20 protein-coding genes are annotated in these 21,133 nt (G+C 67.7%); 12 read left to right on the top strand and 8 right to left on the bottom strand.

What is annotated here, in order from left to right; genetic code table 11:
• Window positions 1–47: 47 nt before the first annotated feature.
• Window positions 48–458, bottom strand: coding sequence for a RidA family protein (locus AC0B44_RS01775; RefSeq protein WP_471901202.1), 411 nt, complete (start codon window positions 456–458; stop codon window positions 48–50).
• A gap of 83 nt (window positions 459–541) precedes the next feature.
• Between AC0B44_RS01775 and AC0B44_RS01770 the strand changes: the two genes are divergently transcribed.
• Window positions 542–1,180, top strand: a complete 639-nt coding sequence (locus tag AC0B44_RS01770) for a TetR/AcrR family transcriptional regulator (RefSeq protein WP_471901201.1) — start codon at window positions 542–544, stop codon at window positions 1,178–1,180.
• Here AC0B44_RS01770 and AC0B44_RS01765 read toward each other — a convergent pair.
• Window positions 1,173–2,039: an Fpg/Nei family DNA glycosylase gene (locus AC0B44_RS01765; RefSeq protein WP_471901200.1), complete on the bottom strand. Its 867-nt coding sequence runs from the start codon at window positions 2,037–2,039 to the stop codon at window positions 1,173–1,175. The genes AC0B44_RS01770 and AC0B44_RS01765 overlap by 8 nt on opposite strands.
• A gap of 82 nt (window positions 2,040–2,121) precedes the next feature.
• Here AC0B44_RS01765 and AC0B44_RS01760 point away from each other — a divergent pair, with 82 nt between their 5' ends.
• From AC0B44_RS01760 to AC0B44_RS01750, 3 genes are read left to right on the top strand one after another with little or no spacing between them, the layout of a single operon-like run.
• The gene (locus AC0B44_RS01760; RefSeq protein ID WP_471901199.1) at window positions 2,122–2,922 is read left to right on the top strand and encodes a thymidylate synthase; all 801 of its coding nucleotides are present in this window, start codon (window positions 2,122–2,124) and stop codon (window positions 2,920–2,922) included.
• Window positions 2,922–3,410, top strand: a complete 489-nt coding sequence (locus AC0B44_RS01755; RefSeq protein ID WP_471901198.1) for a dihydrofolate reductase — start codon at window positions 2,922–2,924, stop codon at window positions 3,408–3,410. Before AC0B44_RS01760 ends, AC0B44_RS01755 begins: the two co-directional genes overlap by 1 nt.
• Window positions 3,411–3,444: 34 nt before the next feature.
• On the top strand, window positions 3,445–3,771 hold the full coding sequence (locus AC0B44_RS01750) for a cupin domain-containing protein (RefSeq protein ID WP_471901197.1): 327 nt from the start codon (window positions 3,445–3,447) through the stop codon (window positions 3,769–3,771).
• On the opposite strand, the gene AC0B44_RS01745 is transcribed toward AC0B44_RS01750, so the two are convergent.
• Both AC0B44_RS01745 and AC0B44_RS01740 read right to left on the bottom strand, forming a co-directional pair.
• The gene (locus tag AC0B44_RS01745) at window positions 3,755–5,290 is read right to left on the bottom strand and encodes a carboxylesterase/lipase family protein (protein ID WP_471901196.1); all 1,536 of its coding nucleotides are present in this window, start codon (window positions 5,288–5,290) and stop codon (window positions 3,755–3,757) included. The two genes, AC0B44_RS01750 and AC0B44_RS01745, sit on opposite strands and share 17 nt — an antisense overlap.
• 28 nt (window positions 5,291–5,318) lie before the next feature.
• Window positions 5,319–6,215, bottom strand: a complete 897-nt coding sequence (locus AC0B44_RS01740; RefSeq protein WP_471901195.1) for an NAD(P)H-binding protein — start codon at window positions 6,213–6,215, stop codon at window positions 5,319–5,321.
• A gap of 100 nt (window positions 6,216–6,315) precedes the next feature.
• Between AC0B44_RS01740 and AC0B44_RS01735 the strand changes: the two genes are divergently transcribed.
• On the top strand, window positions 6,316–7,035 hold the full coding sequence (locus AC0B44_RS01735; RefSeq protein ID WP_471901194.1) for a helix-turn-helix transcriptional regulator: 720 nt from the start codon (window positions 6,316–6,318) through the stop codon (window positions 7,033–7,035).
• Here AC0B44_RS01735 and AC0B44_RS01730 read toward each other — a convergent pair.
• Complete coding sequence (locus AC0B44_RS01730; protein ID WP_471901193.1) at window positions 7,026–8,249, bottom strand: hypothetical protein; 1,224 nt, start codon at window positions 8,247–8,249, stop codon at window positions 7,026–7,028. The genes AC0B44_RS01735 and AC0B44_RS01730 overlap by 10 nt on opposite strands.
• A 74-nt stretch (window positions 8,250–8,323) precedes the next feature.
• On the opposite strand from AC0B44_RS01730, the gene AC0B44_RS01725 reads away from it, so the two are divergent.
• From AC0B44_RS01725 to AC0B44_RS01715, 3 genes are all read left to right on the top strand, one after another.
• A complete protein-coding gene (locus AC0B44_RS01725; protein ID WP_471901192.1) occupies window positions 8,324–8,920 on the top strand; it encodes a TetR/AcrR family transcriptional regulator in 597 nt (198 codons plus the stop codon).
• The gene (locus AC0B44_RS01720; RefSeq protein WP_471901191.1) at window positions 8,917–10,539 is read left to right on the top strand and encodes an acyl-CoA dehydrogenase family protein; all 1,623 of its coding nucleotides are present in this window, start codon (window positions 8,917–8,919) and stop codon (window positions 10,537–10,539) included. Before AC0B44_RS01725 ends, AC0B44_RS01720 begins: the two co-directional genes overlap by 4 nt.
• A gap of 73 nt (window positions 10,540–10,612) precedes the next feature.
• Complete coding sequence (locus tag AC0B44_RS01715) at window positions 10,613–11,395, top strand: FAD:protein FMN transferase (RefSeq protein WP_471901190.1); 783 nt, start codon at window positions 10,613–10,615, stop codon at window positions 11,393–11,395.
• Between the two features lie 25 nt (window positions 11,396–11,420).
• Here the strand turns inward: AC0B44_RS01715 and pgi are convergent, their stop codons facing one another.
• A complete protein-coding gene (gene pgi, locus AC0B44_RS01710) occupies window positions 11,421–13,058 on the bottom strand; it encodes a glucose-6-phosphate isomerase (RefSeq protein ID WP_471901189.1) in 1,638 nt (545 codons plus the stop codon).
• A gap of 78 nt (window positions 13,059–13,136) precedes the next feature.
• On the opposite strand from pgi, the gene AC0B44_RS01705 reads away from it, so the two are divergent.
• Window positions 13,137–14,588, top strand: a complete 1,452-nt coding sequence (locus tag AC0B44_RS01705) for an NAD-dependent succinate-semialdehyde dehydrogenase (RefSeq protein WP_471901188.1) — start codon at window positions 13,137–13,139, stop codon at window positions 14,586–14,588.
• A 114-nt stretch (window positions 14,589–14,702) separates the two neighbouring features.
• On the opposite strand, the gene AC0B44_RS01700 is transcribed toward AC0B44_RS01705, so the two are convergent.
• Window positions 14,703–15,011: a chorismate mutase gene (locus AC0B44_RS01700; RefSeq protein WP_471901187.1), complete on the bottom strand. Its 309-nt coding sequence runs from the start codon at window positions 15,009–15,011 to the stop codon at window positions 14,703–14,705.
• A 128-nt stretch (window positions 15,012–15,139) separates the two neighbouring features.
• Between AC0B44_RS01700 and pcrA the strand changes: the two genes are divergently transcribed.
• Window positions 15,140–17,503 carry a DNA helicase PcrA gene (gene pcrA, locus AC0B44_RS01695; protein ID WP_471901186.1) on the top strand — a complete coding sequence of 788 codons (2,364 nt, stop codon included), beginning with the start codon at window positions 15,140–15,142 and terminating at the stop codon, window positions 17,501–17,503.
• A gap of 96 nt (window positions 17,504–17,599) precedes the next feature.
• On the opposite strand, the gene AC0B44_RS01690 is transcribed toward pcrA, so the two are convergent.
• Window positions 17,600–18,556 carry a M23 family metallopeptidase gene (locus AC0B44_RS01690; protein WP_471901185.1) on the bottom strand — a complete coding sequence of 319 codons (957 nt, stop codon included), beginning with the start codon at window positions 18,554–18,556 and terminating at the stop codon, window positions 17,600–17,602.
• A 469-nt stretch (window positions 18,557–19,025) separates the two neighbouring features.
• Between AC0B44_RS01690 and sucC the strand changes: the two genes are divergently transcribed.
• Both sucC and sucD read left to right on the top strand, forming a co-directional pair.
• Window positions 19,026–20,195 carry an ADP-forming succinate--CoA ligase subunit beta gene (gene sucC / locus AC0B44_RS01685; RefSeq protein ID WP_471901184.1) on the top strand — a complete coding sequence of 390 codons (1,170 nt, stop codon included), beginning with the start codon at window positions 19,026–19,028 and terminating at the stop codon, window positions 20,193–20,195.
• Between the two features lie 16 nt (window positions 20,196–20,211).
• Window positions 20,212–21,114 (top strand): succinate--CoA ligase subunit alpha, encoded by a 903-nt coding sequence (gene sucD / locus AC0B44_RS01680; RefSeq protein ID WP_169621435.1) that lies wholly within the window; start codon window positions 20,212–20,214, stop codon window positions 21,112–21,114.
• Window positions 21,115–21,133 lie beyond the last annotated feature (19 nt).

Raw genomic sequence — 21,133 nt, 5'->3', positions numbered from 1 at the left:
ACGGTAACCGCATGCTGCGAGTCCGCCCCCCGGAGCGGCCAGGGCTGTCAGCCGACGACCGCGGTGGCTTCGACTTCCAATAGCAGTCCCTCGCCCGCGAGGGCGGCCACGCCGATACCGGTGAAGGGCGGAAGCGGGGTGTCGATTCCGAGGTGCGCGGCTGCCCGCGCCACGCCTTCCAGGAAAGGTCCCATTTTCTCGGGTGCCCAATCGACGACGTAGACCGTCAGCTTCGCGACGTCGTCGAACGTAGCGCCGGCCCCGGCCAGAGCGGTGGCGACGTTGAGGTAGCACTGTTCGGCCTGGGCGGCGAGGTCGCCGGCACCCACGAGAGTGCCGTGCGCGTCCACAGACACCTGGCCCGCCGTGAAGACGAGTCTCGAGCCGGTTGCGACCGATACCTGCCGGTAGAGATCGACCTCGGGCAAGCCTTGGGGGTTAAGCAGGGTGACGGGCATGGTGCTCCTCTCTCCGGGGCGTCCGGGTCTGCGGCCGCCGAGAGACTTAATATAGCAGTGCAATGTTATGTATCGTTTCGGGCATGGTCAGGCCCAGAGATCCCGCGGTGCGCGCGCTGCTTCTCGAGCGGGCAGCGCACATGCTCCGCACTCGGCAACCGATCACCCTGCGTGCACTCGTGGCGGGTACCGGGGTCTCGACGATGGCCGTGTACACCTATTTCGGCAGCATGGACGGTTTATGGAGGGCCCTGCGGCAGGAGGGCTTCACCCGCCTGGAGACCAGCTTTTCGACCGTGGAGATCACAGACGATCCGGTGCGGGACCTGACCGCCCTCGTGGTCGCGTACCTGCGCAACGCCCTCGACCAACCGGACCTGTACCGGGTGATGTTCGACGCGAGCGTCGACCTCGAGGACCTTCCGGCTGCCGACGCCACGCTCGAATACCTGGTGGAGGCGGTCCGCCGGGGCGAGGACGACGGCCGGTTCACCGCCGGCACCGTCCCGCTGGATCTTGCGATCCAGAGTTGGGCGATCGCCCACGGGCTGGTCTCGCTCGTCGCGAACGGGCCGTTGCCCGAGGACACCCTCGAACACTGTGTCCCGATGCTCACGGCGCTGTTCGTCGGAGCGGGTGACGAGCCCGACCGGTGCCGCGCGTCGGTCGCACGCGGCTGGACTCGACCCACGGTGGCTTTGCGAGCAACCCCGATTACTTGAGCAGTCGCGACAATCGGCGGTCGGCCAGGATCTTGCCTCCGGTCTGGCAGGTCGGGCAGTACTGGAACGAACGCTCCGCGTACGAGACCTCCCGGACGGTGTCTCCGCACACCGGACACGGCTGACCGGTGCGGCCGTGCACCCGCATACCCGAGCGCTTCTCGCTCTTGAGCCGTGCCGCGTCCTGTCCGACGGAGCGTGCGACGGCGTCCTCGAGTACCGACCTCATCGCGTCGTACAGCCTCGCGACCGCTGTCTCGTCGAGACGGCCCGCCGTCGCGAACGGTGACAACCTGGCGACGTGGAGGATTTCGTCGGAGTACGCATTACCGATGCCCGCGAGCACCGACTGGTCGGTGAGGAACGTCTTGAGGCGGGCCGTGCTTCCGGCGACCAGCGCGGCGAACTCGTCCGCGGTGAGTGCGAGCGCGTCCGGGCCGAGGCGGGCGAGACCGGGAATCCTTCGGAGGTCGTCGACCACCCAGACGGCGAGCCTCTTCTTGGTGCCGGCCTCCGTGAGATCGAAGGCCGGGGTGGTCGCATCGGGCGCGAACAGGTGAATCCGCAGGGCCAGCGGGCCCTTTCCCAGTTTCGGCGGCGACTGCGACGGTTCGTCCAGCCACCGCAGCCATCCGGCCCGGGAGAGATGAGTGACCATCTGCAGGTCCGAACACTCGATCGAGAGGAACTTGCCGTACCGCGCGGCGCCGGTGATATCGCGGCCCTGCAACGAGGTGATCGGCGGATCGGCCGTCTGCAACACACTCAGGGCGGCCACATCGATCCTGCCCACCACGGATCCGACGGCGTGCTCACGCAGGAACACGGCAAGTGCTTCCACTTCGGGCAGCTCCGGCATGGCTCTCAGGTTACGGCTCGAGCGGGCTCCCCGAGGCTCCGGCGAGCGAAACTGCCGACCGGCGACGCCGTAGACTGCCCTCGTGACTGTGCCGACCCCCTACGAAGATCTTTTGCGACTCGTCCTCGAGACCGGTGCCGAGAAGGACGACCGTACCGGGACGGGCACGCGGAGCCTGTTCGGTCACCAGATGCGCTTCGACCTCTCCGAAGGCTTCCCGCTGATCACCACCAAGAAGGTGCATCTCAAGTCGATCGTCTACGAGTTGCTGTGGTTCCTGCGCGGCGACTCCAACGTTCAGTGGCTCCGCGACCACGGCGTGACGATCTGGGACGAGTGGGCCCAGCCGGACGGCGATCTCGGACCTGTCTACGGGGTGCAGTGGCGCTCGTGGCCCACCCCCGACGGACAGCACATCGACCAGATCTCGCAGGTGCTCGAGACGCTGCGCAGCAACCCCGACTCGCGCCGGATGATCGTGTCCGCGTGGAACGTCGCCGACCTGGACAAGATGGCGCTGATGCCCTGCCACGCGTTCTTCCAGTTCTACGTCGCCGACGGCAAGCTCAGCTGTCAGCTCTACCAGCGCAGCGCCGACCTGTTCCTCGGAGTGCCGTTCAACATCGCCAGCTACGCCCTCTTGACCCACATGGTGGCGCAGCAGACCGGGCTCGAGCCCGGCGAGTTCATCTGGACCGGCGGAGACTGCCACATCTACTCCAACCACCTCGAGCAGGTCACCGAGCAGCTCACCCGCGAGCCCTACCCGTACCCCACGCTGCAACTGAACAAGCGGGACTCGATCTTCGACTACACCTTCGACGACGTGAAGATCGTCGGCTACCGGCATCATCCCGCGATCAAGGCGCCCGTGGCCGTCTGATGGGTGAGATCAGCCTGATCTGGGCACAAGCACGCAACGGAGTCATCGGACGGGACAACACGATCCCCTGGCACATCCCCGAAGACCTGACGTTCTTCAAGGACGCGACGATGGGCAAGCCGGTGGTCATGGGCCGGCTCACCTGGGATTCGCTGCCGAAGAAGTTCCGGCCGCTGCCGGGCCGGCGCAACGTCGTCGTCACGCGTGATCCGCAGTGGTCGGCCGAAGGTGCCCAGGCGGCATCCGGTCTCGACGAGGCGTTCCGGCTCGCGGGAGACGACGACGTCGTGGTCATCGGAGGCGGCAAGATCTACGCGCAGGCGCTGCCCCGCGCAACCCGGCTGCTCGTCACCGAGGTGGACCTCGACGTCGACGGAGACGCGGTCGCACCCGAGATCGGACCCGAGTGGACTGCGACCGAGACCGGCGACTGGCAGTCGTCGGCGAAGGGAATCAGGTTCCGCTGGATCCGGTATTCGCGAAGCTGAGTCTCGCGTCGGTGAGTACGCCATACTGCGCTACATGGACAAGCTCTCCCTGACCGCGCTGGCCCGGCAGCAGCTGAAACTGGCGGCGACGTCGAGCAGCGGCCGTAGCTCGCAAACGGTTCTCGGCGGGCACACCAAGCACCTCCGGCAGACGATGGTGGCACTGCTCGCCGGGCACGAACTCGCCGAACACGACAGCCCCGGCGAGGCAACGTTGCAGATCCTTCAGGGTCAGCTGCAACTGATCGCCGGTGATGACCACTGGAAGGGCTCGGCGGGTGATCTCCTCGTGATTCCGCCGACTCGGCACAGTGTCCGAGCGATCGAGGATGTCGCCTTCCTGCTCACGGTCGTGAAGTAGCGAGCGGGCCCGACGTGTACCCGCGGTAGCCTTCCCACGCGATCCGACGGTCCCGTCGCGGATCGTTTTCCACTCGCTGCGGAACGTCGAAAATCATTGTGGAACGGGTGTTCTCGTCGTAGGCGGGCCATGACGGGAGCGTTTCGCCGTGCCGCGCGAAGTGGGTCCACTGCCGCTGCATGGACGCTGCGACGGTGCGCAGCCCGCGCCGTCCGCCGGTCGTGGTGAGCATCCGGCCGAGTGGTTCGTCGGCCTGATCGAACACCGCGAGCAGTTCCACCGCGTGAGTCGCGTCGAAGCCCGTCCAGCGCAGCAGACGCGGCGCGTAGTCGAACCGGTACATGTACGTCGGTGCGAAACGGGCGTGCGCCTGGACGATCTGGATCGCCGGATACCAGAACGTGAAGTCGCCCCCGAGATCGATCGCGGCCTTCTCGTCCGGATAACCCGCGTACGCCGCGGTGACGCGGTCCTTCGCGTCCGGATCGGTCGCGGCGAACAGGCGATCGATGCGGTCGGGACTGGTGGGCAGGCCGTCGAGGAACTTCGGGAACAACGCGCCTTCCCGATCGTTGGTGCCGATGACGAGCGGCACCGGATGTGCCACGCCGGTCTCGAAGGCTTCCAATGGGGGCAACGGCACGAAATCGCCGTCGACCACCGGACCGAACGGGTGGAGACCCGGAGTCTCACGCAGGGTGTGCGCGCCGAGTCGCGCACCCGCGCGCCCAAGGTCCGCGGGAGACCCGCCCGTGAGTGCCTCGACCGCGGAATCGGCGTCGGCACCGAGCAGTTCGACGAACACACGGCTCCACTGCGCGGAGTTGTCCGCGGTGTTCACCAGGTTCGGCGCGGGACTCTGGGCGATCGCCGCGGAGAACAGTCCGCGCGCTGCCGGTGTCGCGAGCAGGGTCGTCACCGAGGTACCGCCGGCAGATTCGCCGAAGATCGTCACGTTGTCCGGGTCGCCGCCGAACGCCGCGATATTGCGCTGCACCCATTCGAGCGCGGCGACCTGGTCGCGCAGGCCGAGGTTCGAGTCGAATCGCGTAGTGCCGTCCGAGAATCCGCTGAAGTCGAGGAACCCGAGCGCGCCGAGGCGGTAGTTGAGCGACACGTAGACCACGTCGCCGCGCCGCACGAGCGACTCCCCGCCGTACAGCGAGAGGGCAGTGGTACCGAGCGTGAAGGCACCACCGTGGATGAACACCATCACCGGACGTGGCTTGTGGACCCGGCCTGCCGGCGCAAGAACGTTGAGGGTGAGGCAGTCCTCGTCGGGTCGCACCCGGATGCCGCGACGCCCGGTGACGACACCGCGCGGGTTCTGGGGCGCCGCGTTACCGAATCGGCCGGCGTCGCGTTCGCCCGTCCACGGTTCGACGGGCTGAGGGGCGCGCAGGCGCAGGGGACCGACCGGCGGTGCCGCATACGGAATGCCGCGCCACGCCAGGAGGTCGCCGGTTCGGATGCCGCGAACAGTGCCGTCCGCGTATGTGACCAGGGTCTCGGACGTCATTCCTCGCACTGTACGGGACGACTCGTCGTCAGCGTTGGGCTGCTCGCACCGGGGTTCGGAGTTGTGGTCGCAGAACGTCATACGCCCACGCCGCCAGCGTCGTCGGCGTCGTGGTCCGCGCGGTCCGTGGTTGCTCGGGGACGAATCCGTCGCGAAGACCGGTGGACATGCCGGTGATCGCCTCGACCTGCAGGTCGGACAAGCCGGCTGCGCGCAGTCCGCTGCGCATCTCGTCGTCGGGGATCTGCTCGACCCGCAGCGGAAACCCGGTCGCTTCGGAGACGATCTCCGCGACCTCAGTCCACGTCAGGTCGGCGGGCCCGTGGACACCCTGGACGTGACGTCCGCTCCAGTCGGGCGAGAGCAGTCGCGTCACCGCGACCTCGGCGATGTCGCGCGGTGCGACCCACGGCATCGGATGGTCGACGGGCACGATCACCCCGAGGGTGCCCGCCTGGATCATGTCGAGTTGGTACTCGAGATTGCTGAAGAAGTACCCGCACCGCAGGTGCGTGACATCGGTGCCGGTGCCGTCCAGCGCGACCTCCGTTGCGGCCAGTCCGTCGATCTCGCCGACACCGTGGCGCTTCTCGGCGCCCACGCTGCTCTGGAACACGACACGCCGGATGCCGTTCTCCGCGACCGCTCGCGCGATGCTCGCGGCGGCGCGACGGTAGTCGGCGAGCGGATCGGCGCCCGCGGGCGGCGGGTCCACCCAGTACACCGCGTCGACGCCCGCGGTCGCGGCGACCACCGCGTCCGCATCGAACTGGTCGACGACGACGGTGTCGACTTCTGCGCGCAGCCGGGCGGGCAGCCGATCGGGATCGCGGGTCGTCACCAGGGGACGCACACCCGCGCGAACGAGCATCGGAACGAGATGGCGCCCGACGTTTCCGGTGGGGGTCGTGACGGCGATACGCATGTCCTTCTCCTCTCGTCGTGTCTCCTCTCGAGGCGTTCCGAACTCACCGTAACGAGAGATACGGCCCGATCCTGTCCGCCATTTCGGCGACGATGTATCCATGGCGGACGACCCGACGACGCGCGCCCTCGAGTTGCTGGCATTGCTCCAGCGAGGAGGGGAGTGGCAGGCGGCCGTCCTCGCGGCCCGCCTCGGGGTGAGCCCACGCACGGTGCGCCGCGACATCGACCGGCTTCGTCGCCTGGGATACCGGGTGGACAGCCGGCCCGGTCCCGCGAGCGCGTATCGGCTGAGGCCGGGGCGGTCCGTCCCGCCGTTGCTGTTCACAGCCGACGAGGTTGCGCTCCTGGTCGCGGGGGTGCGGCTGATCGCGCCTCATGTTGCGGACAGAGCCCACCTGGATACTGTTCTGGCGAAACTCGAAAACGTGTTGCCGCCGTCCCTGCACCAGCGTGCCCACGCTGTGGATGTCGCGACCGAGGTGCTCGGCGAGGCGCACGACGTCAACGCCGAGACCGTCGGTGCGATGGCCGATGCGATTGCCGAGTCCGGGCGGATCAGGTTCGCGTACCGCGACCGCCGGGACGCACCGTCGGTCCGCGTCGTCGATCCGTACCGTCACGTCTACCGATCCGGGTACTGGTACCTCGTCGGATTCGACCTCGACAGGGACACGTGGCGCACCTACCGGATGGACCGGATCGGCGAGGTGGAACGCGTCCCGGGGACGTATCGTCGCCGCGATCCGCCGGACGAATCGATCGCGCGCTGGTTCGGCACCGACTTCGGAAGAGACGCCGGCGCAACCGGTCACCAGTAGGTGGCGTGCAGACCTCGCTCTGCGAACTCTTCGTCGATGAAGCGGCGCAGCGCCGGTGTGTCGGGGAAGCGCTCCTCGTCGAGGGCGACGACCGCGAGCGTGTAGCGATCGTCGCGGCTGCACAGATACGTCGACAGACGAGTGGAGGTCGTGGCCTCCCTCGTTCCGAGGCCGGGGTGCATGGCGCGCATCGCCACTCCGGTGGTGCGGTGCGGCCCGAACGCATCGAGGACGGCGGGGACGCGTCCGATGTTGGAGCACAACATGTCTCGCTCGCCGGCGCCCTGCGTCATGCGCGCCGCGACACGATCGGGAACGAGTTGCACGATCTCGGCAGGGATGCCGTGCGGAGCGCCTTCGCGGGGTTGGCGGTAGGAGAGCGCGGCTTTCGCGCGGAGGGACGCGACGGTGTCGTCGGCGTCCACAGTGATGCCGGTCATCGACACCCCGTTGGAGACGGTGCCCGAGTCGCGGTCGTCGACCGGAATCGAAATCTTCAGGGGCAGAGGGATACCCGCGCGACGCGCGATCCCGGACGCGACGGCGAGCATCAGCGAATTCGCAGTGCCGTCTCCGGCGCCCGCAACGGTGTCCCACTCTTCGCTCGGTACGTCGATCAGGGCGGTGCGTGGGCGCAACCGCACCGACAGCGGAATCGGCGGCTTCTCTCGCCGGCCGGATCGGCGCACGCCGCGGAGACCGCGAGCGACCGTGCGGGCGACATGCATCGCGTCGCGGAGGTCGGAGGTGCGAGATGCCTCGGGTGGTTCGATGTCGCCGGCCAGGGCCTGCGCGACCGCGTCGATCAACCCTCGCGCGTCGGTCAGTACGTGGGAGCACACGAGGGAGACGAGGGTGCCACCACCGGCGAGATGTGCTGCGACGAGAGACCACCCGGGTCCGCGTTCGGGATCGAGGTCGACCTCAGTCTGCGCGTCGGCCCATTCCACGATCGCGTCGTCGGCCACCTTCTCGGCGGGGTAGCGCAGCGGATACGAATGCGTGCTCGGCACGAACCGCGGGCGGGCGCCCGGTATGCGGGCGCGAACCACCCGGCGGCCCAGTGGGCCCTGCGACAACGCGTCGTGGAGTGAGATGAGCAGGGGAGCGTGCACGGTGTCGTCGGTGCGCCACAGTCCCTGCATCACCGACGGCAGTCCGGAACCGCGGTGTCGGTGGAGGAACATCTCGTCCACCACGCTCAATCGAGTCATGCGTACGACCGTAGCGCCGACCGCAGTCGGAAACCCTGTTGACCCAAGATTTGAATCGGAGTTCAATCCTTGGTGTGGCCTACCGACGGACCCCTGCGGTCCAGCAACGCCTCGACGCCCAGCGCGACGCCATCGCCGCCGCGGCGGTCGCCCTGGTGGCCGAACGTGGATTCCAAGGATTGACGATCGCCGCCGTCGCCGATCGCGCCGGAGTCGCCACCGGCAGCGTCTACCGGCACTTCACCGACAAGTCGGACCTGATGGTGCAGATCTTCCGGGACCTGTGCGGCCGGGAAGTCGACGCCGTCGCGTCCGCCGCGCAGGCCGGATCGGCCGTCTCGCGTATCGCGGCGGTCGTGGAGACCTTCGCGTTCCGGGCACTGCGCAATCCCGTACTCGCCTACGCCCTGCTCGCCGAACCCGTCGACGCGGCGGTGGACGTCGAGCGGTTGGTGATGCGCAGAGCGTTCGCCGCGGCGTTCGAGGGTGCTGTCCGCTACGGCATCGGCACCGGTGAATTCCCCGACCAGGACCCGGATCTGGCCGCTGCCGCGCTCGTCGGCGCGGTCGGCGAAGTCCTCACCGGCCCCCTGCAAGCCGGCGGGGCGTCGGCCGAGACGGTGCCGGACCTCGTGGCCCTGTCCCTACGCGCGTTAGGAGCGCTCCCATGAACTTCCCTCCGACCCACACGGTGACGAACCAGGCTCCCGACCTCGTGCCCTACAGCGCGGCACACGACCGCGCCCTGATCGAAGGACTGCACCGTGAAGGAGCGGGCTGGTCCGAGGACGAGGTGCACGAACTCGGGGCGCTCGCCGGAGGAGTCCGAGCGCAGGACTGGGGCCGCCTCGCCAACGAGTACCCGCCCGTCCTGCGCACTCACGACAGGTACGGCAATCGCATCGACGAAGTCGAGTTCCATCCGCACTGGCACGATCTGATGACGGTCGCGGTGGAGCACGGTCTGCACGGTGCGCCGTGGCGCGATCCGCGCCCCGGAGCGCACGCGGCTCGCGCCGCCAAGTTCTACGTGTGGGGCCAGGCCGACGCCGGGCACATGTGCCCCATTTCGATGACCTACGCGGCGATCCCGGCGCTGCGCCACAATCCGGCGCTCGCCGCGGAGTACGAACCGCTGCTCGCCGCACCGCATTACGACTTCGGTCTGCGTACACCGGCATCGAAGCGCGGCCTCATCGCCGGGATGTCGATGACCGAGAAGCAAGGCGGATCGGACGTCCGCGCCAACACCACCACAGCGACGCCGAACGCAGACGGCACGTACACGATCGTCGGGCACAAGTGGTTCACGTCCGCCCCGATGTCGGACGTCTTTCTCACCCTCGCGAACACCGAGGCCGGACCCACGTGTTTCCTGCTGCCACGGGTACTTCCCGACGGCACCCGCAACGGCATCCGTATCCAGCGGCTCAAGGACAAACTCGGAAACAAGTCCAACGCGTCCTCGGAAATCGAATACGAGGGGGCTGTCGGATGGCTCGTGGGACCCGAAGGACGCGGTGTCTCGACCATCATCGACATGGTCAACATGACCCGGCTCGACTGCGTGATCGGTTCCGCGACGGGAATGCGGATGGCGACGCTGCGCGCGGTGCACCACGCGCGGCACCGCGCGGCCTTCGGCGCGCTCCTCGTGGATCAACCCCTCATGCGCAACGTTCTCGCCGACCTCGTCGTCGAATCGGAGGCGTCGACCACGATGATGATGCGGCTCGCCGGCGCCACCGACCGCGCGGCGAGTGACCCGCAGGAGGCGGCGCTGAGACGGATCGCGCTGGCGGTCACGAAGTACTTCGTCTGCAAGCGGGCACCCGCCCACGCCGCCGAAGCGCTCGAATGCCTCGGTGGAAACGGCTACGCCGAGGAGTCCGGCATGCCGCGGCTGTACCGGGAGGCACCGCTCATGTCGATCTGGGAAGGGTCCGGAAACGTCGCGGCCCTCGATGCGCTGCGCGCCATGGTCAAGCAGCCCGACACGGTCGAGGCGTTCTTCGCCGAAGTGCGCCTCGCGGAGGGTGCGGATTCGCGGCTCGACCACGCGATCGCCCGCGTCGGCAAGGAACTGGCAGACCTGGAGAACATCGAATACCGCGCGCGGCGCATCGTGGAGTCGATGGCGCTCGTCCTGCAGGGAGCCCAGCTCGTCCGGCACGGCGACCATGCCGTCGCCGACGCGTTCTGCGCGAGCCGGCTGGACGACGACTGGGGGATCGCCTTCGGGACGCTGCCGACCGGAGTGGACACCGAAGCGATCCTGTCCCGGATCTGAGGCGGGTTCAGCGCGACGAACCCGAGGCATACTGGGGTCGTCGGCGAATCCCGCACTCCGAGGGGAGATCGTCATGATCGGTAGCAGCCGCTGGCGGGGGTGGGGAGGCGACGTCGTGCTCGCGGTCACCGAACCGCGTGCCCTCCCGAGTGCCGAAGAACTGGTGCGCTCGGTGATCGACGTGTCCGAAGCGGCATGCGATCTGCGCCGCGGCGACGCCGAATTGCACAGAGTCAATCTCGGGCAGGGCGTGCCGGTGCGGGTGACGCCGCGCCTGGCGGGGTTGCTCAGATCCGCCATGCGGGCCGCTCGGATGACCGGTGGCGCCGTCACGCCCGTCGACAACCGCATCGACACCGAATCGATTCCACCGATTCATCCCGTGCCGAGCTACCTCGACGTGCGCGTCGAAGGCGACACCGTTCTCGCGCCGTGGGGTGCGAGCCTGGACATCGACGAGACGGCACGCGCCGACACCGCCGACCGTGGCGCAGCACTCGCCGCAGACGATCTCGAATGTGGCGTCCTGCTGCGAATCGGCGACACGGCGGCGACCGCCGGCACGCGTCCGGCCGGCGGCTGGCAGGTCGCGTTGCCGGGACGGGACGACATCGAACTTCCGGGCGGTACCGCGATCGCGTCCCGCCGGGCCGGGGAAGAGGCGGCGGCCAATTGGCGGGTGGTCACGGTCGTCGCGCCCGACGCGGTGTGGGCCGACGCTGCGGCCCAGACGGCGCTGCGAAGCGAAATCGATGCTGTCGCATGGCTCGAGCAGGGCGAACTCGCCGCGCGTCTCGTCGACGGACAGGGCCACGTGCACACCACGACGGCGTGGCCCGACACGTGCGCTGCGTGACGCTCCGCGCGCCGGGTCAGCGGCCCTACTGTGCGTCGCGCATCCGCCGGTAGATCCGGATCAGGTTGTCCGTAGACCCATCACCCGAACCCGGATCCCCCACACCCCCCAACACCGGCGCCAACACCGACGCCTGCTCCTTCCCCAACTCCACACCCCACTGATCGAACGAATCGATCCCCCACACCACACCCTCCACGAACACCTCATGCTCGTACAACGCCACCAACTGCCCCAACGTCGACGGCGACAACACCGGCGCCAACACCGTCGTCGACGGACGATCCCCCGGCATCACCTTGTGCGCCACCAACCCCTCCGGCACCCCCTCCGCCCGAATCTCCGCCGCCGACTTCCCGAACGCCAACACCTTCGCCTGCGCAAACATGTTCGCCATCAACACCTCATGCATCGACCCCGACCCATCGACCACCGGCAGATCATCGGTCGACCGCGCAAACCCGATGAAATCCGCCGGCACCACATGCGTCCCCTGATGCAACAACTGGAAAAACGCATGCTGCCCGTTCGTCCCCGGCTCACCCCAGAAAATCTCCCCCGTCGCACACCCCACCGGCGACCCGTCCACCCGCACCGACTTCCCGTTCGACTCCATCGCCAACTGCTGCAGATACGCCGGAAACCGCACCAAATCATTCGCATACGGCAACACCACCCGCGACTGCGCCCCCACCACCGACGTGTACCACACCCCCAACAACCCCAACAGCACCGGGACATTGCGCTCGAGCGGCGCCGACCGGAAATGCTCATCGATCACCGCGAACCCCGCCAGCAACTCCGCAAACCGTTCCCGCCCGATCCCGCACATCACCGACAACCCGATCGCCGAATCCACCGAATACCGGCCACCCACCCACTCCCAGAACCCGAACATGTTCACCGGATCGATCCCGAACGCCGCCACCCGCTCCGCATGCGTCGAAACCGCCACGAAATGCGACGCCACCGCATCCTCACCCAACGCCGCGACCACCCACCGCCGCGCCGCCGTGGCATTACACAACGTCTCGAGCGTCGAAAACGTCTTCGACGCCACCACGAACAACGTCGACGCCGGATCCAGCCCCGTCAACACCCCCGTCAGATCCGCCGGATCCACATTCGACACGAACCGCACCGCCGGTCCGTCGTGATAATGCCGCAGTGCCCGGGTCACCATCACCGGCCCCAGATCCGACCCGCCGATCCCGATATTGACCACCGTGGTGATCTTCTGCCCGGTCGCACCCCGCCACCGGCCGTCGCGCACCCGATCGGTGAACTCACCCATCGCATCGAGCACCTCGTGCACATCGGCGACGACATCCTGGCCGTCGACGACCAATTGTGCCGACCGCGGCAGCCGCAACGCGGTGTGCAGCACCGCCCGGTCCTCGGTGACGTTGACGTGCTCCCCGGCGAACATCGCATCGCGGGCGCGTTCGACGCCGGCGGTGCGGGCGACATCGAGCAGCAACTCCAGCGTGCGGGCGGTGATCCGGTGTTTGCTGTAGTCCACGACCAGGTCCCCGGCGACCGCGGTCATCGCTTCGGCGCGTCCGGGATCAGCCGCGAACAACTCCCGCAGATGCGTCCCTTCGAGTTCCGCGAGATGGTCGGTCAACTGCTGCCACGGGGTCGATCCGGTCACGTCGGTCATGCGATCGACCCTAGTGTCCACCTGCTCGTACCGCCGGGTTTGCACCTTGCGCGGCGCGGGGCGCGCATGATGGGACCCATGGACACATCAGAACTGATCCGGTCCGTGCCCACCGACCTCTTTCTCGGTGGCGAGTGGGTGCCTGCCGGAAATCGAGCGACCTTTCCCGTCCACAATCCCGCCACGGGCGACGTAATCGCCGAGGTGGCGGACGCGACGCCCGAGGACGCCATGCGCGCCCTGGATGCTGCGGTGGCCGCAGGCCGCGACTGGGCCGCGACAGCCCCTCGTGAGCGTGCCGAACTCCTCCGGGAGGTGTGGGCGAAGATCAGCGACCGCGCCGACGATGTCGCGCTGCTCATGACACTCGAAATGGGTAAGGCGTTGCCGGAGAGCCGTTCCGAAGTCGCGTACGGCACCGAGTTCCTGCGCTGGTTCTCCGAGGAGGCGGTACGCATCGCCGGCCGCTACACCCCGGCGCCCGCCGGCAACGGCAGGATTCTCGTCACCAAACAACCGGTTGGACCGTGCCTGGCGATCACGCCGTGGAACTTCCCCCTCGCGATGGGCACCCGCAAGATCGCACCCGCGCTGGCCGCGGGGTGCACGATGCTCGTCAAGCCCGCCTCGGAAACACCGCTGACCCTGCTGCTGCTCGCCCAGTTGTTCGAGGAGGCCGGTCTTCCGGCCGGCGTGCTGTCGGTACTCCCGACCTCGAGTGCCGGAGACGTGACCGGGCCACTGCTCGACGACCCGCGACTGCGCAAGCTCACGTTCACCGGTTCGACGGCAGTGGGCCGCTCGCTCGCGGAGAAGGCCGGCCGTTCTCTTCTGCGGACTTCGCTCGAACTCGGCGGGAACGCGCCGTTCGTCGTGTTCGACGATGCCGACCTCGACGCGGCGGTCGAGGGTGCCGTCGCGGCCAAATTGCGTAACGGCGGCGAGGCCTGCACCGCTGCGAACCGGTTCCACGTGGCGAATTCGGTCCGAGAGGAATTCGTCACCAAGCTCACCGAGCGCATGGCGTCGTACCGGCTCGGCTCGGGCATCGATCCCGACACCACACTCGGGCCGCTGATCAACGAGAACCAGAAGAAGACCGTGATCGAACTGGTCGAAGACGCGGTGGCCGGCGGAGCGAAGGTACGGCTCGGTGGGGAGACCCCGGAAGGCCCGGGATGGTTCTATCCGGCGACCGTGCTCGACGACGTGCCGCGCACCGCTCGCATCCTCCGGGAAGAGGTCTTCGGGCCCGTCGCCGCAGTCACCGGCTTCGACACCGAGGAGGAGGCCGTCGACGCTGCGAACGACACCGAATACGGCCTCGCGGCATACATCTTCACGCGCGACCTGGACCGGGCCCTGCGGGTGTCGGATGCCCTGCAGTCGGGCATCGTGGGCGTCAACAGGGGAGTGGTGTCGGATGTCGCCGCACCGTTCGGCGGGATCAAGGCGTCCGGCATCGGCCGGGAAGGCGGAACCGAAGGTATCGAGGAATACCTCGAGACCAAGTACATCGCGCTTCAGTAGGCGACGGTAGCGACGGGATTCCCGGTCGCTACGCCCACGGGCCGGACAGCGCCGAGACGAGCGGTGTGTACGGCGAACAAGGCCCGTGGGCCACCGGGCCGAGGCCCCTCGGGCCTAGTGGCCGAGGCGTCCCCGGCCGAGGCGCAGCAGCAGCATCGCGAGGGTGTGGCCTTCCTGGCCCAGCTCGCTGAAACGCTCGAGTACCTTCATCTCGCGGCTGTGCACGAGCCGTGTGCCGCCCGACGCCATCCGGGTGCGGCCGATGATGCGCGAAACCTCGGTGCGGCGCTTGACCGCGGCCAGGATCTCGGCGTCGAGGCGATCGATCTCCTTGCGGAGTTCGTCGATCTCGGCCTGGGTGGTAGGCACTTCGTCGGCGGTATCGCCGGAAAGAGCAGCGTCGATGTCGGTGTTCAATGTCATCTCCTCGCGTCAGCGCTGGCCGTCCGACCGGTGAAGGGCGCATGACATAACGTCCAGTTTGCCACCCTGTCAATCGGCGGCCAAGTCGGGGATTCGCTGTCGTACGGGTCCGGTAGTTTGGTAGAACGATGAACACTCCCGTTGCCTCCGCCCATACTGCCCCCGACTCGGACGCGCTCCTCGAGGGACTCAATCCACAACAACGGGAAGCGGTCACTCACGAGGGCGGACCCCTGCTCATCGTGGCCGGTGCGGGCTCGGGCAAGACGGCGGTGCTCACACGGCGGATCGCCTACCTGCTGGCAGAACGGGGTGTCGCCCCAGGTCAGGTGCTGGCCATCACCTTCACCAACAAGGCCGCAGCGGAGATGCGCGAGCGCGTCGCCGCCCTGGTCGGTCCGCGTGCGATGTCGATGTGGGTGTCCACCTTCCACTCCAGTTGCGTCCGGATTCTGCGGGCCCAGGCGAGCCTGCTGTCGGGCATGAACTCCAACTTCACGATCTACGACTCGGACGACTCTCGCCGCCTGCTGACGATGATCGCGAAGGACCTCGACCTCGACATCAAGAAGTACTCGCCGCGGTTGCTGGCCACCCAGATCTCCAACCTCAAGAACGAGTTGATCGGCCCGGAAGAGGCAGCGGCGGCCGTCGGTGCGGATGCGTCCGAACTGGAACGGATCGTCGCGCGCGTTTACGCCGTCTATCAGCAGCGTCTCCGTGCTGCGAACGCGTTCGACTTCGACGACCTGATCGGCGAGACGGTGGCGTTGCTGCAGGCCCACCCGGACGTCGCCGAGTACTACCGCCGGCGCTTCCGGCACGTGCTGGTCGACGAGTACCAGGACACGAACCACGCGCAGTACGTGCTGGTCCGCACGCTCGTGGGCGACCCCGACGAGGACTCCGCCGTCGAGCCGAGCGAACTGTGCGTCGTCGGCGACGCCGACCAGTCGATCTACGCGTTTCGCGGCGCGACCATCCGCAACATCGAGGAGTTCGAGCGCGACTACCCGCAGGCGCGCACGATCCTGCTCGAGCAGAACTACCGGTCGACGCAGAACATTCTCTCCGCCGCGAACGCGGTCATCTCCCGCAACACGGGCCGCCGTGAGAAGCGGTTGTGGACCGATTCCGGTGAGGGCGATCTCGTGGTCGGGTACGTGGCCGACAACGAGCACGACGAGGCACGTTTCGTCGCGGCCGAGATCGACCGCCTCGTCGACGAGGGCATCAAGTTCTCCGACATCGCCGTGTTCTACCGGACCAACAACGCCTCCCGCGCGTTCGAGGACGTGTTCATCCGTCACGGCGTGCCGTACAAGGTCGTCGGTGGCGTGCGGTTCTACGAGCGCAAGGAGGTGCGCGACATCGTGGCGTACCTCAAGGTCCTCGACAACCCCGACGACACCGTGAGCCTGCGGCGCGTCCTCAACACGCCCCGGCGCGGAATCGGCGCCCGCGCCGAGGCTTGCGTGGCCGCGCATGCCGAGCGTCTCGGCATCGGGTTCGGGGAGGCGCTGCGCGATGCAGCCGAGGGCAAGGTGGCCCTGCTGAACACCCGTGCGCAGAAGGCGATCGCCGGCTTCGTCGCACTTCTCGACGAATTGCGCGCGATGCTCGTGGTCTCCGATGCCGACGGCAACGACGCGGTCGACATCGGCGACGTGGTCGAGGCGATCCTCGAACGCACCGGGTACAGTTCCGAACTCGCTGCCAGCGACGATCCGCAGGACGGCGCCCGGCTCGACAACCTCAACGAACTCGTCAGCGTGGCAAGGGAATTCAGTTCCGACGTGCGTAACGCCGAGGGCATCGAGGATGTCGGCCGCGAAGAAGGCGACCCCGACCCCGGATCGCTCGCGGCCTTCCTGGAGAAGGTCTCTCTCGTCGCGGACGCCGATCAGATTCCCGAAAACCAGGACGGCGTGGTCACGTTGATGACCCTCCATACCGCCAAGGGTCTCGAGTTCCCGGTGGTGTTCGTGACCGGCTGGGAAGACGGGCAGTTCCCGCACATGCGCGCGCTCGGTGATCCGGCCGAGTTGTCCGAGGAGCGACGACTGGCTTACGTCGGCATCACGCGCGCACGCCGTCGTCTCTACGTCAGCCGGGCAGTGCTGCGCTCGTCGTGGGGGCAACCCGTCACGAACCCGGAATCCCGTTTCCTGCAAGAGATTCCGCAGCATCTGATCGAATGGAAGCGCACGGATCCGGGGCCCGGACGCGGACACGCCATCGGTTCCGGCACCGGGTCGAGGTTCGGCGCGGGGGAGCAGAGGTCGTCGTCGCCGAGTTTCGGTGCGCCGCGCGGACGCAACAACCATCTCGTGCTCGATGTCGGCGACCGGGTGAGCCACGACAAGTACGGGCTGGGCACGGTTCTGGAGAAGAAGGGGTCCGGTCCCACCGCGACGGTGGTCATCGACTTCGGAAGTGCCGGGAAGGTCCGGCTGATGCTGGTCGGCGGAGTGCCGATGATCAAGCTCTAACGGCCGTGTAGTCGCCGGCGGCGCCCGTCGAACAGGGGGTGCGCCGGCGTGGCAGGGTGCGGCGGGACCGGGCGCGGTGCGGTCGCGGTACTCTGGTCAGTCGCGGTTGCTGCCGGGCGCGATGCCCCGGGTGGCGAGCCACGGCACCGGGTCGATCTTGTCGACGCCGTTGAGGTGTACCTCGAAGTGCAGATGCGGGCCGGTGGAGAAGCCGCGGTTGCCCATAGTGGCGATCTGGTCGCCGGCCAGCACCTGCTGGCCCACGCTGACCAGGGACTGGTCGATGTGCCCGTAGACGGTGACCGTGCCGTCGGCGTGCAGCAACCGGATCCACATGCCGAAGCCGGATGCGGGGCCCGAGTCGATGACTTCGCCGTCGGCAACCGCGAGGATCGGGGTCCCGATGGGGCCCGCGATGTCGATGCCGGCGTGGAGGGTGCCCCAGCGGGCACCGTAGTTGGACGTGAACGCACCCACCGCGGGAAGGACGAACAGGGGCCGACGGGCCGCTGCTTCGCGCGCCGCACGCTCCTCGCTGAAGCGTTCGCCCTTGGCGAGGAGGTTCGAGAACTGCGACAGGTCGTTGGGGTCGGCGATGTTGAGCACCTGGGGTGCCTGCGAGGGTGCCGAACCCGTGCTCTCGGAAGCGAACTGAGAGGCCTGCGGTACTGCGGTGGCCGTGATGACCGAGGAGTCGTTGCTGTCTGCGGCGAGGGCGACCTGCGTGTGTTCTGCGTTCTGGCCGGGCGAACCGTTGGTCGCTGCCTGGCCGGCGGCGACCACAGCGCCTGCGGCGACGGCGAAGACTGCGGCGCGACCCTTGAGGGCGGTCGGGGGAGTGGGCACCCGGTGTGCTCCGCCGCGACGCGCGGGAGCGGTGGTATCCGCAGAATCCGTGCTGTCGGGAGTCTCGGTGTAGTAAGTCGGCTCGGAGGTCAGGCCGGTCGTGCGGAAATCGATGGTCGCTGTGGTCCAGGCGTTCCAGTCGTCCGGTGCCGTTTCGGGGCGGCGGGCGTGGCTGTTGGCAATCGGACTGCCTGGGCGCATCGCCATCCTCCGTTTCGTGACCTCATCGTTTTCGTGACCTCATCGTTACTTGACCAGAGGGACGGTAACGAAACGATCGCAAGCGGGGCAACCCATAACGCGATTCAAAGCACTTATGTGAGCGGCATCACAGTTAATTGCTGGGAAAAGTGGGGATTGGCCCGGCAGGCGAGGGTTCAAACGTCCAATACTTTTCGCAATGCAAAGGAATGTGGAGAGTCGTCCTCGGGTCTAAAGGGGACCGGTCGCGGCGCCGGGAGCCGCGCCTGTCATCCTGGGGATGGTGCTCCTCTTGGTTGCGGCGTTCTCACATCCCGGGAGGAAACCCGTGAGCTGACCCTCGGCGTTCGCGCTCCGTGACATGGGACACATGGTCGGAGAGCGGACGTTTCGTGGGGCGTCCATGTAACTAGAGTCCGAACCGGCCCGCTCAATACCCCCGAGCGGGCGTGAACGCAGACGAGACGGTGAGCAGATGGATCTCTTCGAATACCAGGCGAAGGAACTTTTCGCCAAGCATGACGTGCCGACGTCGGCCGGACGTGTTACAGACACGGTCGCCGGGGCCCGCGAGATCGCCGAGGAAATCGGCAAGCCCGTGATGGTCAAGGCGCAGGTCAAGGTCGGTGGCCGCGGCAAGGCCGGAGGCGTGAAGTACTCCGCCGACGTCGACGCCGCGGTGGCCAACGCCGAGGCCATCCTGGGCCTCGACATCAAGGGCCACGTCGTGAAGAAGCTGCTGGTCGCAGAGGCGAGTGACATCGCCGAGGAGTACTACATCTCCTTCCTGCTCGACCGCACCAACCGCACCTACCTGGCGATGTGCTCGGTCGAAGGTGGCGTCGAGATCGAGGTCACCGCCGAGGAGAACCCCGACGCCCTCGCAAAGATCCCGGTCGACGCAGTCAAGGGCGTCGACCTCGCATTCGCGCGCGAGATCGCCGAGGCCGGCAAGCTGCCCGCCGAGGTGCTCGACGCCGCAGCCAACACCATCCAGAAGCTGTGGGAGGTGTTCATCAAGGAGGACGCTCTCCTCGTCGAGGTGAACCCCCTCGTCCGTACCCCGGACGACCAGATCCTGGCACTCGACGGCAAGGTCACGCTGGACGAGAACGCGTCCTTCCGTCAGCCCGGCCACGCAGAGTTCGAGGATCGGGACGCCACCGATCCGCTCGAGCTCAAGGCCAAGGAGAACGACCTCAACTACGTCAAGCTCGACGGTGAGGTCGGCATCATCGGCAACGGCGCCGGACTGGTCATGTCGACCCTGGACGTCGTCGCCTACGCAGGCGAGAAGCACGGTGGCGTCAAGCCCGCCAACTTCCTCGACATCGGTGGCGGCGCCTCGGCTGCCGTCATGGCCGCCGGCCTGGACGTCATCCTGAACGACGCGCAGGTCAAGAGCGTGTTCGTCAACGTCTTCGGTGGCATCACCGCGTGTGACGCGGTGGCAAACGGCATCGTCGGCGCCCTCGAGACGCTGGGCGACGAGGCCAACAAGCCGCTGGTCGTCCGCCTCGACGGCAACAACGTCGAGGAGGGTCGCCGCATCCTCTCCGAGGCCAACCACCCGCTGGTCACGGTCGTCGCCACCATGGACGAGGCTGCCGACAAGGCTGCCGAACTCGCCTACGCAGCGAAGTAAAGGGACACACAGAACAATGGCAATCTTCCTTACCAAGGATTCCAAGGTCATCGTCCAGGGCATCACCGGCGGCGAGGGCACCAAGCACACCGCCCTCATGCTCAAGGCCGGCACCCAGGTTGTCGGCGGCGTCAACGCCCGCAAGGCCGGCACCACGGTCTCGCACACCGACAAGGACGGCAACGCCGTCGAGCTGCCGGTCTACGGCACCGTCGCAGAGGCCATGAAGGAGACCGGCGCGGACGTCTCGATCGCGTTCGTTCCCCCGGCCTTCGCCAAGGACGCCATCGTCGAGGCGATCGACGCCGAGATTCCGCTGCTGGTCGTCATCACCGAGGGCATCCCGGTGCAGGACTCCGCGTACGCGTGGGCCTACAACGTCGACAAGGGCGAGAAGACCCGCATCATCGGCCCGAACTGCCCCGGCATCATCACCCCGGGTGAGGCGCTCGTCGGCATCACCCCGGCGAACATCGCCGGCAAGGGCCCGGTCGGCCTCGTGTCGAAGTCGGGCACCCTGACCTACCAGATGATGTTCGAGCTCCGTGAGTACGGCTTCTCGACCGCCATCGGCATCGGCGGCGACCCGGTCATCGGCACCACCCACATCGACGCGATCGCCGCGTTCGAGAAGGATCCCGAGACCAAGGTCATCGTGATGATCGGCGAGATCGGCGGCGACGCCGAGGAGCGCGCAGCCGATTACATCAAGGCCAACGTGACCAAGCCGGTCGTCGGCTACGTTGCAGGCTTCACCGCTCCCGAGGGCAAGACCATGGGCCACGCCGGCGCCATCGTCTCCGGCTCCTCGGGTACCGCTCAGGCCAAGAAGGATGCCCTCGAGGCAGCCGGTGTGAAGGTCGGCAAGACGCCGTCCGAGACCGCCGCTCTCGCGCGCGAAATCCTGCAGTCGCTGTAATTTCCGCACTGCACGGCTC

Source organism: Rhodococcus sp. NPDC019050 (assembly GCF_055664235.1).
The sequence above is the reverse complement of the archived record's forward strand: the minus strand, read 5'-3'. Positions and strand labels throughout refer to the sequence as shown.

Coding starts and splice junctions, on each gene's coding strand:
- AC0B44_RS01735 (WP_471901194.1), top strand. CDS start 6,316: ATGGCGGACGACCCGACGACGCGCGCCCTCGAGTTGCTGGCATTGCTC.
- AC0B44_RS01740 (WP_471901195.1), bottom strand. CDS start 6,215: ATGCGTATCGCCGTCACGACCCCCACCGGAAACGTCGGGCGCCATCTC.
- AC0B44_RS01730 (WP_471901193.1), bottom strand. CDS start 8,249: ATGACTCGATTGAGCGTGGTGGACGAGATGTTCCTCCACCGACACCGC.
- pcrA (WP_471901186.1), top strand. CDS start 15,140: ATGAACACTCCCGTTGCCTCCGCCCATACTGCCCCCGACTCGGACGCG.
- AC0B44_RS01765 (WP_471901200.1), bottom strand. CDS start 2,039: ATGCCGGAGCTGCCCGAAGTGGAAGCACTTGCCGTGTTCCTGCGTGAG.
- AC0B44_RS01720 (WP_471901191.1), top strand. CDS start 8,917: ATGAACTTCCCTCCGACCCACACGGTGACGAACCAGGCTCCCGACCTC.
- AC0B44_RS01690 (WP_471901185.1), bottom strand. CDS start 18,556: ATGGCGATGCGCCCAGGCAGTCCGATTGCCAACAGCCACGCCCGCCGC.
- AC0B44_RS01770 (WP_471901201.1), top strand. CDS start 542: ATGGTCAGGCCCAGAGATCCCGCGGTGCGCGCGCTGCTTCTCGAGCGG.
- AC0B44_RS01700 (WP_471901187.1), bottom strand. CDS start 15,011: ATGACATTGAACACCGACATCGACGCTGCTCTTTCCGGCGATACCGCC.
- pgi (WP_471901189.1), bottom strand. CDS start 13,058: ATGACCGACGTGACCGGATCGACCCCGTGGCAGCAGTTGACCGACCAT.
- sucC (WP_471901184.1), top strand. CDS start 19,026: ATGGATCTCTTCGAATACCAGGCGAAGGAACTTTTCGCCAAGCATGAC.
- AC0B44_RS01755 (WP_471901198.1), top strand. CDS start 2,922: ATGGGTGAGATCAGCCTGATCTGGGCACAAGCACGCAACGGAGTCATC.
- AC0B44_RS01745 (WP_471901196.1), bottom strand. CDS start 5,290: ATGACGTCCGAGACCCTGGTCACATACGCGGACGGCACTGTTCGCGGC.
- AC0B44_RS01750 (WP_471901197.1), top strand. CDS start 3,445: ATGGACAAGCTCTCCCTGACCGCGCTGGCCCGGCAGCAGCTGAAACTG.
- AC0B44_RS01705 (WP_471901188.1), top strand. CDS start 13,137: ATGGACACATCAGAACTGATCCGGTCCGTGCCCACCGACCTCTTTCTC.
- sucD (WP_169621435.1), top strand. CDS start 20,212: ATGGCAATCTTCCTTACCAAGGATTCCAAGGTCATCGTCCAGGGCATC.
- AC0B44_RS01775 (WP_471901202.1), bottom strand. CDS start 458: ATGCCCGTCACCCTGCTTAACCCCCAAGGCTTGCCCGAGGTCGATCTC.
- AC0B44_RS01715 (WP_471901190.1), top strand. CDS start 10,613: ATGATCGGTAGCAGCCGCTGGCGGGGGTGGGGAGGCGACGTCGTGCTC.